Origin of the sequence: Frigoribacterium sp. Leaf8 (assembly GCF_001421165.1) — a bacterium.
Taxonomy (GTDB): domain Bacteria; phylum Actinomycetota; class Actinomycetes; order Actinomycetales; family Microbacteriaceae; genus Frigoribacterium.
In genome coordinates, this window is the sequence record NZ_LMKB01000005.1 from 62,366 (window position 1) to 76,860 (window position 14,495).

General features: G+C 70.7%; 13 protein-coding genes. All 13 read left to right on the forward strand.

The features are described 5' to 3' along the window. A complete protein-coding gene (locus ASL10_RS05075; protein ID WP_056045031.1) occupies positions 1 to 1,551 on the forward strand; it encodes a Mur ligase family protein in 1,551 nt (516 codons plus the stop codon). Further along, the gene (gene murF / locus ASL10_RS05080) at positions 1,548 to 2,954 is read left to right on the forward strand and encodes a UDP-N-acetylmuramoyl-tripeptide--D-alanyl-D-alanine ligase (protein ID WP_056045033.1); all 1,407 of its coding nucleotides are present in this window, start codon (positions 1,548 to 1,550) and stop codon (positions 2,952 to 2,954) included. Before ASL10_RS05075 ends, murF begins: the two co-directional genes overlap by 4 nt. Beyond that, positions 2,951 to 4,054: a phospho-N-acetylmuramoyl-pentapeptide-transferase gene (gene mraY, locus ASL10_RS05085; protein WP_043594922.1), complete on the forward strand. Its 1,104-nt coding sequence runs from the start codon at positions 2,951 to 2,953 to the stop codon at positions 4,052 to 4,054. Before murF ends, mraY begins: the two co-directional genes overlap by 4 nt. Beyond that, entirely contained in the window at positions 4,051 to 5,616 is a 1,566-nt protein-coding gene (gene murD / locus ASL10_RS05090; RefSeq protein ID WP_056047378.1) for a UDP-N-acetylmuramoyl-L-alanine--D-glutamate ligase, read from the forward strand. Before mraY ends, murD begins: the two co-directional genes overlap by 4 nt. Beyond that, a complete protein-coding gene (ftsW, locus tag ASL10_RS05095) occupies positions 5,573 to 6,880 on the forward strand; it encodes a putative lipid II flippase FtsW (RefSeq protein ID WP_056047380.1) in 1,308 nt (435 codons plus the stop codon). The genes murD and ftsW overlap by 44 nt, the downstream gene beginning before the upstream one ends. Then, positions 6,877 to 7,992 carry a glycosyltransferase gene (locus ASL10_RS05100; protein ID WP_056045034.1) on the forward strand — a complete coding sequence of 372 codons (1,116 nt, stop codon included), beginning with the start codon at positions 6,877 to 6,879 and terminating at the stop codon, positions 7,990 to 7,992. The genes ftsW and ASL10_RS05100 overlap by 4 nt, the downstream gene beginning before the upstream one ends. Next, positions 7,989 to 9,419: a UDP-N-acetylmuramate--L-alanine ligase gene (murC, locus tag ASL10_RS05105; protein WP_056045036.1), complete on the forward strand. Its 1,431-nt coding sequence runs from the start codon at positions 7,989 to 7,991 to the stop codon at positions 9,417 to 9,419. Before ASL10_RS05100 ends, murC begins: the two co-directional genes overlap by 4 nt. Positions 9,420 to 9,786: 367 nt before the next feature. Next, complete coding sequence (locus ASL10_RS05110; RefSeq protein WP_056047382.1) at positions 9,787 to 10,608, forward strand: FtsQ-type POTRA domain-containing protein; 822 nt, start codon at positions 9,787 to 9,789, stop codon at positions 10,606 to 10,608. A 138-nt stretch (positions 10,609 to 10,746) separates the two neighbouring features. Further along, positions 10,747 to 11,907: a cell division protein FtsZ gene (gene ftsZ / locus ASL10_RS05115; protein WP_043594926.1), complete on the forward strand. Its 1,161-nt coding sequence runs from the start codon at positions 10,747 to 10,749 to the stop codon at positions 11,905 to 11,907. A 6-nt stretch (positions 11,908 to 11,913) separates the two neighbouring features. Beyond that, positions 11,914 to 12,612, forward strand: coding sequence for a YggS family pyridoxal phosphate-dependent enzyme (locus ASL10_RS05120; protein ID WP_056045038.1), 699 nt, complete (start codon positions 11,914 to 11,916; stop codon positions 12,610 to 12,612). Between the two features lie 37 nt (positions 12,613 to 12,649). Beyond that, the gene (locus ASL10_RS05125) at positions 12,650 to 13,177 is read left to right on the forward strand and encodes a cell division protein SepF (protein ID WP_056045041.1); all 528 of its coding nucleotides are present in this window, start codon (positions 12,650 to 12,652) and stop codon (positions 13,175 to 13,177) included. A gap of 93 nt (positions 13,178 to 13,270) precedes the next feature. Beyond that, on the forward strand, positions 13,271 to 13,573 hold the full coding sequence (locus ASL10_RS05130) for a YggT family protein (protein WP_056045042.1): 303 nt from the start codon (positions 13,271 to 13,273) through the stop codon (positions 13,571 to 13,573). Between the two features lie 145 nt (positions 13,574 to 13,718). Continuing rightward, entirely contained in the window at positions 13,719 to 14,495 is a 777-nt protein-coding gene (locus tag ASL10_RS05135; RefSeq protein ID WP_056045044.1) for a DivIVA domain-containing protein, read from the forward strand.

A 14,495-nucleotide genomic window follows, 5' to 3' on the forward strand; every position in this document is an offset into this window, starting at 1 on the left:
TTGAGCGCCCGGATCCCCCCGGTCCTTCGACCGGAACATCCGTCGGCGAGGTCACTCGCCCAACTGGTCAGCGAGTTCGGACTCGAGCACGAGGGTTCCCTCGACGGCATCGAGATCACCGGCATCACGCTGAGCACGGCGGACCTCCACCCCGGCGACCTGTACGTGGGCGTGCCCGGTGCGCACCGGCACGGAGCCGAGTTCGCCGACCAGGCACGTGACGGTGGCGCGGTCGCACTGCTGACCGACGCCGCGGGGGCCGAGCTGGCCCGGTCCAGCGGTCTCCCCGTCGTCCTCGTCGACTCGCCCCGGGCGGCCCTCGGCGAGCTCTCGGCATGGATCTACCGCACCGACAGTGACGACGCACCCCTCCTCCTCGCGGTCACCGGCACCAACGGCAAGACCAGCACCTCGTACCTGCTCGAAGGCGTCCTGCGACAGCTGGGCCTCGTCACCGGCCTCAGCAGCACGGCCGAGCGCCACATCGGCGACCTCACCGTCGTCAGCCGCCTCACCACCCCCGAGGCCAGCGAGATGCACGCCCTGCTGGCCCGCATGCGTGAGAGCGAGGTGCGCGCGGTGGCCGTCGAGGTCAGTGCCCAGGCACTCAGCCGCAACCGCGTCGACGGCCTCGTCTTCGACGTCGCCGCCTTCACGAACCTGAGCCACGACCACCTCGACGACTACGCCGACATGGAGGAGTACTTCCAGGCCAAGTTGCCGCTCTTCCAGCCCGACCGTGCCCGTCGTGCCGTGGTCTCGCTCGACTCGCCCTACGGACAACGCGTGGTGGACAACGCCCGCATCCCCCTGACGACGATCACGATCCTCCCCGACGTCGAGGCCGACTGGACGGTCCAGATCCTCGACGAGCAGGCCGCCTACACCGAGTTCCGTCTGTCGGGCCCCGAGCAGCGTTCGCTCGTGACGCGCGTCCCGCTGATCGGGTGGCACATGGTCGCGAACGCGGCCCTGGCGATCGTCATGCTGGTCGAGGCGGGCTTCGAGCTCGAGGCCATCGGCCAGGCGCTCGACGCCGACGGCGGCATCGTCGCGTACCTGCCCGGGCGCACCGAGCGGGTGTCCGGCGACACCGGCCCGAGCGTCTACGTCGACTTCGGCCACAGCCCCGACGCGTTCCTGACCACCCTGGCCGCGGTGCGCACCTTCACACCCGGCAAGGTCATCATGCTGTTCGGTGCGGACGGCGACCGCGACACGACGAAACGCGGCGAGATGGCCCGGGTGGCCGCGGCCGGTTCCGACATCCTCGTCGTGACCGACCACCACCCCCGTTTCGAAGACCCGGCCTCCATCCGCAAGACGCTCGTCGACGCCGCCCGCGAGGCGTACCCGGAGCACGAGATCCACGAGGTGAGCCCGCCCGAGGCTGCCATCCGGGCGGCCGTGGCCCTGGCCCGAGAAGGCGACTCGATCCTCTGGGCCGGCCCCGGCCACCAGGACTACCGCGACATCCGTGGTGAGCGCACCCCGTACTCCGCTCGCGACGAGGCCCGTGCCGCCCTGCGCGAGGCCGGGTGGTCCGAGTGATCGCGCTCACGCCTCGCCAGATCGCCGACATCACCGGCGGGCGCCTGGTCCACCCCGAGGAGGCGCGGGTCGCGACCCCGGTCGACGGCACGGTCGAGACCGACTCGCGTCTGGTCACCCCGGGGTCGATCTTCTTCGCCCTGCGCGGTGAGGTCACCGACGGGCACCTCTTCGTCGATGCCGCCACGTCGAACGGCGCCGCCCTCGTGGTCGCCGAGCGCGAACTCGAGACGACCGCACCGCTCGTCGTCGTCGACGACGGGGTCGTCGCGCTGTCCCGACTCGCCGCCGCCGTCGTCGACCACGTCCGGCGCCTCGGACGCTTGAAGGTCGTCGGCGTCACGGGTTCCAACGGCAAGACGAGCACCAAGAACATGCTCCGCGCGGTACTGGGCGACGTCGCGCCGACCGTCGCCCCCCAGGGGTCGTTCAACAACCACGTCGGTGCCCCGATCTCGATGCTGCGCATCGACGAGACCACCGAGTACCTCGTCGTCGAGATGGGTGCGAGCGGCCCGGGCGAGATCGCCCGGCTCGTCGACATCGCCCGTCCCGACACCGGGGTCGTGCTCAAGGTCGGCCTCGCCCACGCGGGCGGCTTCGGCGGCATCGAGGGCACCCGTGCGGCGAAGGCCGAGATGGTGACCGACCTGCCCGCCACGGGGACGGCCGTCCTCAACGCCGACGACGACCGCGTCGCCGGCATGGCGGCCGTGACGGCCGCACGGGTCGTCACCTTCGGTCAGGGTCCCTCGGCCGACTACCGGGCGTCCGACATCGACGTCTCGGCGTCGGGCACCTCCTTCACCTTCGAGCACGGCGACGTGAGCCGCCGGGTGTCGCTGCGCATCTTGGGCGAGCACCACGTGATGAACGCCTTGGCGGCCCTCAGCGTCGTCGGCGAATGGGGCGTCGACCTCGATCGGGCCGTGACGGTCCTCGAGGGCGTGACACGGGCCGAGCGCTGGCGCATGGAGGTCCTGGACGCGCCCGGCGGCGTGACGGTCGTGAACGACGCCTACAACGCGAGTCCCGACTCGGTCGCCGCGGCGTTGAAGACCCTCGCCCAGATCACCGGCCCCGACCACCGCTCGGTGGCCGTGCTCGGCGAGATGGCCGAGCTCGGCGAGTACGCGCGTGACGAGCACGACCGCGTCGGCCGCCTGGTCGTCCGGCTCAACGTCGGCCAGCTCGTGGTCGTCGGCCACGAAGCACGACACATCCACATGGCGGCGGGCCTCGAAGGCTCGTGGGACGGAGAAAGCGTGCTGGTCGACACGATCGACGAGGCGTACGACTTCTTGCAGGGCACCCTGCGAGCCGGGGACGTCGTCCTCGTGAAGTCGTCCAAATCGGCCGGCCTGCGCCTCCTGGGTGACCGCCTGGCCGGGGTGACCGCATGATCGCGCTGCTGATCGGCGGTGGGTTCTCCCTCGCCTTCACGCTGCTGATGACGCCGGCGTTCATCAAGCTCTTCCACCGTCTCGGGTGGGGTCAGTTCATCCGCGACGACGGCCCGCAGTCGCACCACACCAAGCGCGGCACGGCGACCATGGGCGGCATCGTCCTGATCATCGGCACCGTGCTCGGCTACTTCATCGGTCACCTGGTCGGCGGGGACGAGCTCACCCTCAGCGGCATGCTCGTGCTGTTCATGATGGTCGGCCTCGGCGTGGTCGGGTTCCTCGACGACTTCCTCAAGGTGCGCAACCAGCGCAGCCTCGGGCTCGGCGGGTGGGCGAAGATCGCCGGGCAGGTCGTCGTGGGGGCGGTGTTCGCCGTCCTGGCGCTCTCGTTCACGAACGATCGCGGGCTCGCCCCCGCGTCGACGATGATCTCGGGCCTGCGCGACATCCCCTGGCTCGACTTCATGTTCTTCGGCACCATCGTCGGGGGCGGGCTGTTCCTGATCTGGGTCGTCCTGATCACCGTCAGCACCTCCAACGGCGTGAACGTCGCGGACGGCCTGGACGGTCTCGCCACGGGCGCCTCCATCCTCGCGATCGCGTCGTACATCTTCATCGGCTTCTGGCAGAACAACCAGCTCTGCACGAGCGTGCGCCTCGACGAGGCCACGCGGGCGGCCTGCTACCAGGTGGCCGACCCGCTCGACCTGGCCGTGGTCGCCGCCTGCATCTGCGGTGGCCTCATCGGGTTCCTCTGGTGGAACACCTCGCCTGCACAGATCTTCCTGGGCGACACCGGTTCGTTGGGCCTCGGCGGGGCGCTGGCCGCCCTGGCCATCCTCAGCCGCACCGAACTCCTGCTCGTGCTGATCGGTGGTCTCTTCATCGTGGTCACCGGCTCGGTGATCCTGCAGCGGGCGTACTTCAAGATCACGAAGGGCAAGCGGATCTTTTTGATGAGCCCCCTGCACCACCACTTCGAACTCAAGGGCTGGGCCGAGGTGACCGTCGTGGTCCGTTTCTGGATCATCGCCGGGCTCTTCGTCGCCGCCGGCGTCGGCACCTTCTACCTCGAATGGATCCTCCGCACCTCATGAGCGACGGCAGCACCGCCCCCCTCGCCGAGCGGCTCGCCGGGCTCGACAGCTGGCACGCCGACTGGTCGGGCCTGCGCGTGGCCGTCCTCGGGCTCGGCGCGACCGGTTTCTCGGTGGCCGACACCCTGGCCGAACTGGGCGCCGACGTCCTCGTCGTGGCCCCCGCGGTCGACGCCGACAAAGCCGAGCTGCTGCAGCTGATCGGGGCACGTCTCGACGAGGTCGAGTCCACCGACACACCGTCGGCCACGCTCACGGCCTTCGACGCGCACCTCGTCGTGGCCAGCCCGGGCTTCGCCCCGCACCACCCCCTGGTCCGCTGGGCCGTCGACTCGGGGACGGCCGTGTGGGGTGACGTCGAGCTGGCCTGGCGCGTACGCGACAAGGTCGAGCGCGTGGCCGAGTGGGTGCTCGTCACCGGGACGAACGGCAAGACCACGACGACGCAGCTGGCGTCGGCGATGGCCGGCGCCGACGGTCGCCGCGTGGCGGCCTGCGGCAACATCGGCGTCCCCGTCCTCGACGCGGTGCGCGACCCCGACGGCTTCGACCTGTTCGTCGTCGAGCTCTCGAGCCACCAACTGCACTACCTGCCGACCGGGGGAGCCGGTGCCCTCAGACCCCGGGCCTCCGTGTGTCTCAACCTCGAGGCGGACCACCTCGAGTGGCACGGCGGGGCGGACGCTTACCGTGCCGCGAAGGCCAAGGTGTACGAGAACACGGTCGTGGCGTGCGTCTACAACAAGGCGGACGAGGCGACCCTGCGCATGGTCGAGGAAGCCGACGTCGAGGAGGGCTGCCGCGCCGTGGGCTTCGGCCTCGACGCCCCGGGGCCCAGCGAGGTCGGCATCGTGACCGGCGACGGGGTCTCCGTCCTGGCCGACCGCGCCTTCCTCGCCGAGCGCCACACGCGAGCGCTCGAACTGACCACCCGGGAGGCCCTCGAGGGCGTCGGCCTCGGCGCCGACCACCTCGTCGAGGACGTGCTCGCCGCCGCCGCGCTCGTGCGTGCCGTGGGCGTCGCTCCCGTCTCGATCCGCGACGCCCTCGCCGGTTTCGCGGTGGACCACCACCGCACCGAGGTCGTGGCCGAGTCCGGCGGCGTGACCTGGGTCGACGACTCCAAGGCGACGAACCCGCACGCCGCGCGCGCCTCCCTGACGTCCTTCCCGTCGGTCGTCTGGATCGTCGGAGGCCTGTTCAAGGGCGTCGACGTCGAGCCGCTCGTCCTCGAGTCCACGGACGCCGTCCGGGCGGCCGTGTTCGTCGGCGTCGACCGTGAGCCGCTCCGCCGGGCCTTCTCCCGACACGCGCCCGGCATCCCCGTCTTCGAGGTCGACGCCACCGACACTGGGCAGGTGATGCCGACGGCCGTGCGCCTCGCCGCGAGCGTGGCCCGTCCCGGGGACACCGTGCTCCTCGCCCCGGCGGCGGCGTCCATGGACCAGTTCACCGACTACACGGCCCGAGGGCGATCCTTCGCCCAGGCCGTACACGAACACTTGAGGGGTGACGTCGATGGCCAACCCGCCGTCCAGCCTCCCGCGCCGTCGGCCGACTGAGTCGAGCCGCACGCGCTGCGGGCCCGTCCGACCGACCGACGACGCCTCGAGCGGCCTGGGTTCCTCGAAGCGCACCGCCGGCGCCGTCGTCCGCGTCAAGAAGCTCTTCGCCGCCGAGACGGGCTCGTACTTCGTCATCCTCGGGACGACGTTGTTCATGGTCGTGCTCGGGCTGGTCATGGTGCTCTCGTCGTCCTCGGTCGAGCAGTACATCTCGTCACGACACACGTCGTTCTTCGGCGCGTTCATCCGACAGGGCACGTACGCGGCCGTGGGCATCCCGCTCATGCTCATCGTGTCCCGGCTGCCGGTGTCGTTCCTCAAGCGCTGGGCGTGGCACGTCCTGGGGGCGACCATCGTCCTGCAACTGCTCGTCTTCTCGCCCCTCGGCTACGAGATCGGCGGCAACCGCAACTGGATCGACCTCGGCTCGTTCACGGCGCAGCCCTCCGAGGCCGTCAAGCTCGCGTTGGCGATCTGGCTCGGCATGATCCTCTCGGTCAAGCGCGACCTGCTCGACGACTGGAAGCACCTGGCGATCCCGCTCGTGCCCGTGGCCGGCGTCGCGATCGGCCTCGTCGTGCTCGGTGGCGACCTCGGGACGACCATGATCATGCTCCTGCTCGTCTTCGCGGCCGTCTGGTTCGCCGGCGTCCGGCTGCGCTACCTGCTGGCGCCCCTCGCGTTCCTCGCGGTGGTCGTGCCCCTGATCGCCCAGGGGTCGAGTTCGCGCAACTCACGCATCGCCGCGTGGCTGTCGGGTTGCTCGGACTCGAGCCAGTACCAGGCCGAGTGCTGGCAGACCCTGCACGGAACGTGGGCGCTGGCCTCGGGGGGACTCTTCGGCGTCGGTCTCGGCAACTCGAAGTCGAAATGGTCCTGGCTGCCCGAGGCCGACAACGACTTCATCTTCGCCATCATCGGCGAAGAGCTCGGATTGATCGGAGCGATGGTCGTGTTGGCCCTCTTCATCGTCCTCGCCGTCGGTTTCGTCAAGATCATCCGCCGGACGAACGACCCCTTCGTCCGTGTGACGACCGGGGCCATCACGGCGTGGATCATCGGTCAGGCGCTCGTCAACATCGCGGTCGTCCTGGGGCTGCTGCCCGTCTTGGGCGTCCCCTTGCCGCTCATCTCGGCCGGTGGATCGGCGTTGATCGTCACGCTCGTGGCCATCGGCGTCGTGCTCTCGTTCGCCCGGGTGCCCGAAGAGTCCGCGACGCCGCAGGGGCTCCCGCGACAGCGGGTAGGGTCTCTGCGGTGACGACGTATCTCCTCGCCGGCGGTGGCACCGCCGGGCACGTGAACCCCCTCCTCGCCGTGGCCGATCGGCTCCGTCGGCGCGAGCCCGACGCGACCGTGCTCGTGCTCGGCACCGCCGAGGGGCTCGAGGCACGGCTCGTCCCGCAACGCGGGTACGAACTGCTCACCGTGCCGCGGCTGCCCTTCCCCCGCAAGCCCTCCGCGGCGGCGCTGCGATTCCCCGGCCGACTCGCCGGCGCGATCGACGGCATCCGGTCCTTGCTCGCACAGCACGACGTCGACGTCGTCGTCGGATTCGGCGGCTACGCAGCCGCCCCGGCCTACGTCGCGGCCTGGCGGTCGAAGGTGCCCGTGGTCGTCCACGAGGCCAACGCGAAACCCGGCATGGCGAACGTCCTCGGCTCGTTCCTCTCGTCCCACGTCGGCGTCGTCTTCCGCTCCACCCGACTCCGGGGCGGACGGCAGGTCGGCATGCCGTTGCGCGACGAGATCGAGTCCCTCGACCGACGGGCCCACCGCGACGAGGCCGTCGCGGCCTTCGGCCTCGACCCGGCGCGGCCGACCCTGCTCGTCACGGGTGGTTCGACCGGTGCGCGGCGGCTGAACGAGACCATGTCGAGGGCGGCCGTCGGCGTGCTCGGCGCCGGCTGGCAGATCCTGCACATCACGGGTGAGAAGTCCGATCTCACCTCGACCGACCTCGACGGCCACCACCTCCTCCGGTACTGCGACCGCATGGACCTCGCGCTCTCGGCGGCGGACTTCGTCGTCTCCCGGGCCGGCTCGGCCACGGTCAGCGAGCTCACCGCGCTCGGGTTGCCCTCGGTGCTCGTCCCGTACCCGGTGGGCAACGGCGAACAGCGACACAACGCCACCGACGTCGTCGGTGCCGGGGGAGCACTGCTCGTCGCCGACGCCGACTTCACGCCCGCCTGGGTCGAGCGCACGCTCGTCCCCCTGCTGCTCGACCGGGCCGTCGTGGCGGACATGGCCGTCCGCGCCGCCTCGGTCGGGGTGCGCGACGGAACCGACCGCACGGTCGACCTCGTCCTCGACGCCGTGGGCCTCGCCTCCTCGTCCTCCCCGAACCCCGACCTCAGCGAGACATCATGATCAAACCCGACCTCGACCAGCCGATCCCCGCCGAACTCGGTGCCGTCCACTTCGTCGGCATCGGCGGTTCGGGGATGAGCGGCATCGCCCGGGTCTTCCTCGCCGCCGGCCACCGTGTCACCGGGTCGGACGCCCGCGACAGCGCGGCCGTCGAGTCGCTCCGGGCGGCAGGCGCCGAGATCGCGATCGGCCACGACGCGGCCAACGTCGGCGACGCCGACACGCTCGTGGTGACCGGCGCCCTCTGGCAGGACAACCCCGAGTACCAGCTCGCGCTGTCGAAGGGACTGCCCGTCCTGCACCGCTCGCAGGCGCTCGCCTGGCTCGTCGGGCAGCAGCGGCTCGTCTCGGTCGCCGGGGCGCACGGGAAGACCACGTCCACCGGCATGATCGTCACCGCCCTGCTCGCCGCAGGGCACGACCCGAGCTTCGTGAACGGCGGGGTCATCCAGTCGTTGGGCGTCAGCGCCCGTGGCGGTGACGACGACCTGTTCGTCGTCGAGGCCGACGAGTCCGACGGCTCGTTCCTGCTCTACGACACCTCGGTCGCCCTGATCACGAACGTCGACGCCGACCACCTCGACCACTACGGCTCGCACGAGGCGTTCGACGACGCCTTCGTCCGGTTCGCGTCGGCAGCGCGCGAGTTCGTCGTCGTCTCGAGCGACGACGACGGTGCCGTCCGTGTCACCGAACGCCTCGACCACCCGCGCGTCGTGACCTTCGGCGAGGCCGCCGACGCCGACGTCCGCCTGAGCGACGTCGCCACGACCGGTCCGGTCTCGTTCACCCTGCACGCCGAGGGTCGTTCGTGGCCCGTGCAGTTGCGCGTGCCCGGGCGGCACAACGCCGTCAACGCCGCCGGTGCCTTCGCGGTCCTCGTCGGCCTGGGCGTCGACGCGGAGGCCGCCATCGCGGGTCTCGAGACCTTCGGCGGCACCGAGCGGCGGTTCGAACTGCACGGCGTCGTGCGGGGCGTCAGCGTGTACGACGACTACGCCCATCACCCCACCGAGGTCGCCGCCGCGCTGCAGGCGGCGCGTTCCGTGGTCGGCGACGGGCGCCTCATCGCCGTGCACCAACCCCACCTCTACAGCCGCACGCGGATGATGGCCGGCGAGTTCGCCGAGACCTACGAGCGACTCGCGGACCACACCATCGTGCTCGACGTGTACGGCGCGCGCGAGGACCCCGAGCCCGGCGTCACCGGCGCGCTGGTGTCCGAACGCTTCGCCGACCCCGACCGCGTCGACTTCGTGTCCGACTGGCAGGCCGCGGCGGACCGGACGGCCGAGGTCGCTCGAGAGGGCGACTTCGTCATCACGCTCGGCTGTGGCGACGTCTACCGCATCGTGCCGCAACTGCTCGGCTCACTCGACGCGGCCCACGAACCCGTCGTCGCCGTCGCGGAGGACTCCGCGGAGTGACTCGTCACGACAGGTCCGTGGTGTCGGGGGCCCTCCGATGAAGCGGCCCGACGGATTCGACGAACCAGAACACACCCCGACTCCTCCGGCGGCGCCCAACCGACGCCGTCGGGGACGGGACCCGGAGGCCACCGGGCCCGTCCCCGTCGTCGGTGCCTCGCGGCCTCCCCGAGGTGCTGCCGGTGACTCGCGGGCGGCCGACGCCGACGCATCCGATCCGTCGTCCCCGTCGTCGCTCAAGGGCCGCCTCGGGTCGATCACCGGAGCCCCCGCGGCCTGGCGGGACCGCCTGACGAAGCCCTCGACCTCCGACGCGAGCGATCACCCCGGGCGGGTCGCACCTCGGGGCTCCGAGCCTCCGCGCATCGTGGCACCCGACGGCACGGCCGCCGAGGCCAAGTCGCGAGCCGTCGCGGCACGCCGGCAGGCGCGTCGGGCGTCGAGCGAACGGAGGCGCGTCGAGCGCGTCGAGGTCCGTCGCTTCACGCGTCGCAGCCGACACCGTCGGGCGACCCTGGTGTCGCTCGGGGCCGTCGTGCTCCTCCTCGTCGCGTCCGTCGCGGTCGCCGTGTTCACGCCGCTCCTGTCGTTGCAGACCATCCGTGTCGAGGGGACGGACCGCGTCGACGCCGCGGCCGTGCAGACCGCCCTCGACGGGCAGCTCGGCACGCCCCTCGCCCTCATCGACTTCGACGAGGTCACCCGCGAGCTCGGGGCGTTCCCCCTGATCGCCAGCTACGTGACCGAGACCGCTCCGCCCCACACGCTCGTCGTGCGCATCCAGGAGCGGCAGCCCGTCGCCACGGTCGCCGCGGGGGAGGGGTTCGACCTCGTCGACCCGGCTGGCGTCGTGGTCCAGACGCTCGACGCCCGGCAAGAGGGAGTACCCCTGGTCGACGTCGGGGGAGCAGCCCTCGACGGCCCCGCGTACCGTTCGGTGGCCGAGGTGCTGCTGGCCTTGCCGGTCACGTTGCGTTCGACCGTCGACACCGTGACGGCGTCGACGGCCGACGACGTGACCCTGCAACTCACCTCGGGTGAGCGGGTCGTCTGGGGCAGCGCCGACGAGTCGGCGAAGAAGGCCCAGGTGCTCACCGGACTCATCGCCGACCAGGCCCGGCGCGACCCGGGCGCGAGCGTCGAGTACGACGTGTCCGCGCCCGACAACGGGATCATCAGGACGAGATGAGAGGGTGTGTTCGCGACACGCTGGCCACCCTGGCGACAGCGCCTGCGGCGCACCCATACCTTGTGACTGCAGAACTTGCATACCATGTACAACTTTAACCTTCAACTGCAGAGTTAAGGTTCAAGCGGAGGCCCGGACGTGACAACGAACCATAACTACCTAGCCGTGATCAAGGTCGTCGGTGTCGGCGGCGGTGGCGTCAACGCCGTCAACCGCATGATCGAACTCGGGCTCCGCGGGGTGGAGTTCATCGCCATCAACACGGATGCCCAGGCGCTGCTGTTGAGCGATGCCGACGTCAAGCTCGACGTCGGTCGCGAACTCACCCGGGGCCTCGGCGCCGGTGCCGACCCCGAGGTCGGACGCCGCGCGGCGGAGGACCACGCCGAAGAGATCGAGGAAGCCCTCGCGGGTGCCGACATGGTCTTCGTCACGGCCGGCGAGGGCGGTGGCACCGGCACGGGCGGGGCCCCGGTCGTCGCCCGCATCGCGAAGTCGATCGGCGCACTGACCATCGGTGTCGTCACCAAGCCCTTCGGCTTCGAGGGCAAGCGCCGTCAGGCCCAGGCCGAGGCCGGCGTGGCCGCCCTGAAGGACGAGGTCGACACCCTCATCGTCGTCCCCAACGACCGCCTGCTCGAGATCAGCGAACGCGGCATCAGCATGGTGGAGGCCTTCGGCACGGCCGACCAGGTGCTCCTCGCCGGTGTCCAGGGCATCACCGACCTGATCACCACGCCCGGTCTCATCAACCTCGACTTCGCCGACGTCAAGTCGGTCATGCAGGGTGCCGGTTCGGCCCTCATGGGCATCGGATCGTCGCGGGGCGCGGACCGCGCCATCAAGGCGGCCGAGCTGGCCGTGGCGTCTCCGCTCCTCGAGGCGAGCATCGACGGCGCACACGGGGTGTTGCTGTCCATCCAGGGCGGTTCCAACCTGGGCATCTTCGAGATCAACGATGCGGCGCGCCTGGTGCAGGAGGCCGTCCACGCCGAGGCCAACATCATCTTCGGTGCCGTGATCGACGACACCCTCGGTGACGAGGTCCGCGTGACGGTCATCGCGGCGGGGTTCGACGGTGGTGAGCCCTCGACGAAGGTGAAAGATCGCCGGTCGAGCTTCGTCGACTCCGACGGCCCCACGGCGACCTCGGTCGCCGGTGTCTCGGCCATCGCCGACAGCGGGGCGACGCACGAGCCCGCCGCGTGGAAGCGGCCCGAAGAGCCCGCGACCCAGGCCGTCGACCCGGCCTTCGACGACGGTGACGACGACCTCGACGTCCCGGACTTCCTCAAGTAACGACGCGTGACCGATCCGACGGACGTCGACGGCGACCTGGGCGAGCGTCTCGCCCGGGTCGCCGCGGCCGTCGACGACGCCTGCACCGCTGTGGGACGCTCTCCGGGCGAGCTCACGACGATCGTCGTCACGAAATTCCATCCGCCCGGGCTCATCAGGGCGTTGTACGCCCTCGGGGTCCGCGACGTCGGCGAGAACCGTCACCAAGAGGCGCAGACCAAGGCCGTCGAATTGGACGACCTCGACGGACTCCGGTGGCACTTCGTGGGCCAGTTGCAGTCGAAGAAGGCGCGCCAGGCCCGGCGCTACGCGAACGCCGTCCACTCGCTCGACCGTGACTCGGTCGTCGGTGCGCTCTCGGACGACTCCGGGTCCCTCGTCGACGGATTCGTCCAGGTCAACCTGACCGACGACCCCGGCCGCGGGGGAGTGGCCGAGCACGAGGTCGAGCGGCTCGCCGAGCGGGTGCTCTCGACCCCGGGGCTGCGACTGCGCGGCGTCATGGCCGTGGCCCCCCTGGGTGAGGAGGCGCGTCCGGCCTTCGCGCGCCTCCGTGCGGTCTCCGAGAGGGTGCGGTCCCTCGAGGCCTCGGCCGACGCGATCTCGGCCGGCATGTCTCCCGACTTCGCCGAGGCCGTCGCCGAGGGCGCGACACACCTACGGATCGGCACGGCAATCACGGGTTCTCGGCCCGATGCTCGTTAATGTCGGTCCTGACGATCCACTGACTCGGAGGAACACCATGGCCAACCCGCTGCGCAAGACGATGGTCTATCTGGGCCTCGCCGACGAAGAGCTCGAGTACGACGAGCAGCCTCACGAACGAGCGCAGCCCCAGCAGTCGCCGCGACCGCAGGCGGCCGCCCAGGCTCCGGCTCCCGTCGCCCCGGTCCACTCGGCTCCCGCTGCCGCCCCCGCGCCCACCCGCGCCCCCGTGACGCCGCTGCGTCGCTCCTCGACCCCGAAGAACACGGTGCCCCACGACATGAACGAGATCCTGACCGTCCACCCCCGCGAGTACAAGGACGCCCAGGCGATCGCCGAGAGCTTCCGTGACGGCATCCCGGTGATCATCAACCTGTCACAGATGACCGAGGCGGACGCCCGTCGTCTAGTCGACTTCGCCAGCGGTCTCTCGCAGGGGTTGTACGGCAAGATCGAGCGCGTGACCAACAAGGTCTTCCTGTTGTCGCCGGCGCACATCGCGGTGAGCGGTGATCAGGCTGAGGTAGAATCCGACATCGAAGCGTCGTTCTTCGCCCAGTCGTGACGAGCCCGTCGTCGCGGCTTCTCTGCGTCGACGTGACGACCTGCCCGTCCGCGAGTCTCCTCGCGCCGACTCGTGTGAGCTGATGACCCCCCGATGATCACTTACCTGATCGCCACGATCGCGTACTACGCGTTGCTGATCTTCTTCCTGCTCATGTGGGCCCGCTTCGTGCTCGACCTCGCGCAGTCGTTCAGCCGCGGGTGGCGCCCCAAGGGGCCGGTGCTCGTCATCGCCGAAGTGGCCTACACGGTGACCGACCCGCCCATCCGCCGCGTGCGGAAGATCCTGCCCCCCGTGCGCCTCGGATCGGTCGCGCTCGACTTCGGCTGGAGCATCATCATGCTGGCCGTCATCATCCTGATGAGCGTCGCCTCCGGGCTCCGCACCTTCGGCTGACCACGTCGTCCGTGGACGACAGGGTAGGCTCACTGCAGCGCCCGAACGGCACGATCCCGGCCCGACCGGGCCCCGCTCCTCTACGGTGTAGAAGAACGACCCAGACCACGATCACACGATCCAACAGATGCACGAGGTGACGGCAATGGCTTTGACGCCGGAAGACGTAGTCAACAAGCGGTTCCAGCCGACGAAGTTCCGCGAGGGATACGACCAAGACGAGGTCGACGACTTCCTCGACGAGGTCGTCGCCGAGCTGCGACGTCTCAACCAGGAGAACGACGAGCTGCGTCAGCGCCTCTCGTCCGGCGACTCCGCCCCCGTGGCGCAGGCCGCTCCCGTCTCGGCTCCGGTGGCCAGCGCGCCGGCTCCTGCGTCGGCACCGGCTCCCGCGTCGGCCCCCGAGGCCGTCGAGCCCGAGCCGGTCGTCGAGTCCGAGCCCGTCGTCGCGGCCCCCGCCGCCGTCGCGTCCGCTCCGGCCTACTCCGCTCCCGCGGTGTCCGAGGCCGACGAGACCAGCAGCACCAACAGCCTGCTGCAGCTCGCTCGCCGTCTGCACGAAGAACACGTCCGCGAGGGCGTCGAGAAGCGCGACCAGCTCATCGCCGAAGGCCACGCGACCGCGGCTCGTCTGGTGTCCGAGGGCGAGGCCCGCCAGCGTGAGGTCGTCGCCGAGGCCGAGACGAAGTCCCGCGACATCATCGGTGCCGCCGAGACCCAGCAGCGCGAGATCCTCGACCGCCTCAACACCGAGCGGTCGAGCGTCGAGCGTCGCATCGACGACCTGCGCTCGTTCGAGCGTGACTACCGCTCCAAGCTCAAGAGCTACATCGAGGGTCAGCTGCACGAGCTCGACGGCGAGGGCACCGGCGAGGCCGGTCGGCCCACTCCGGCCAGCGCCCAGGGCTTCGGCTCGAACTAA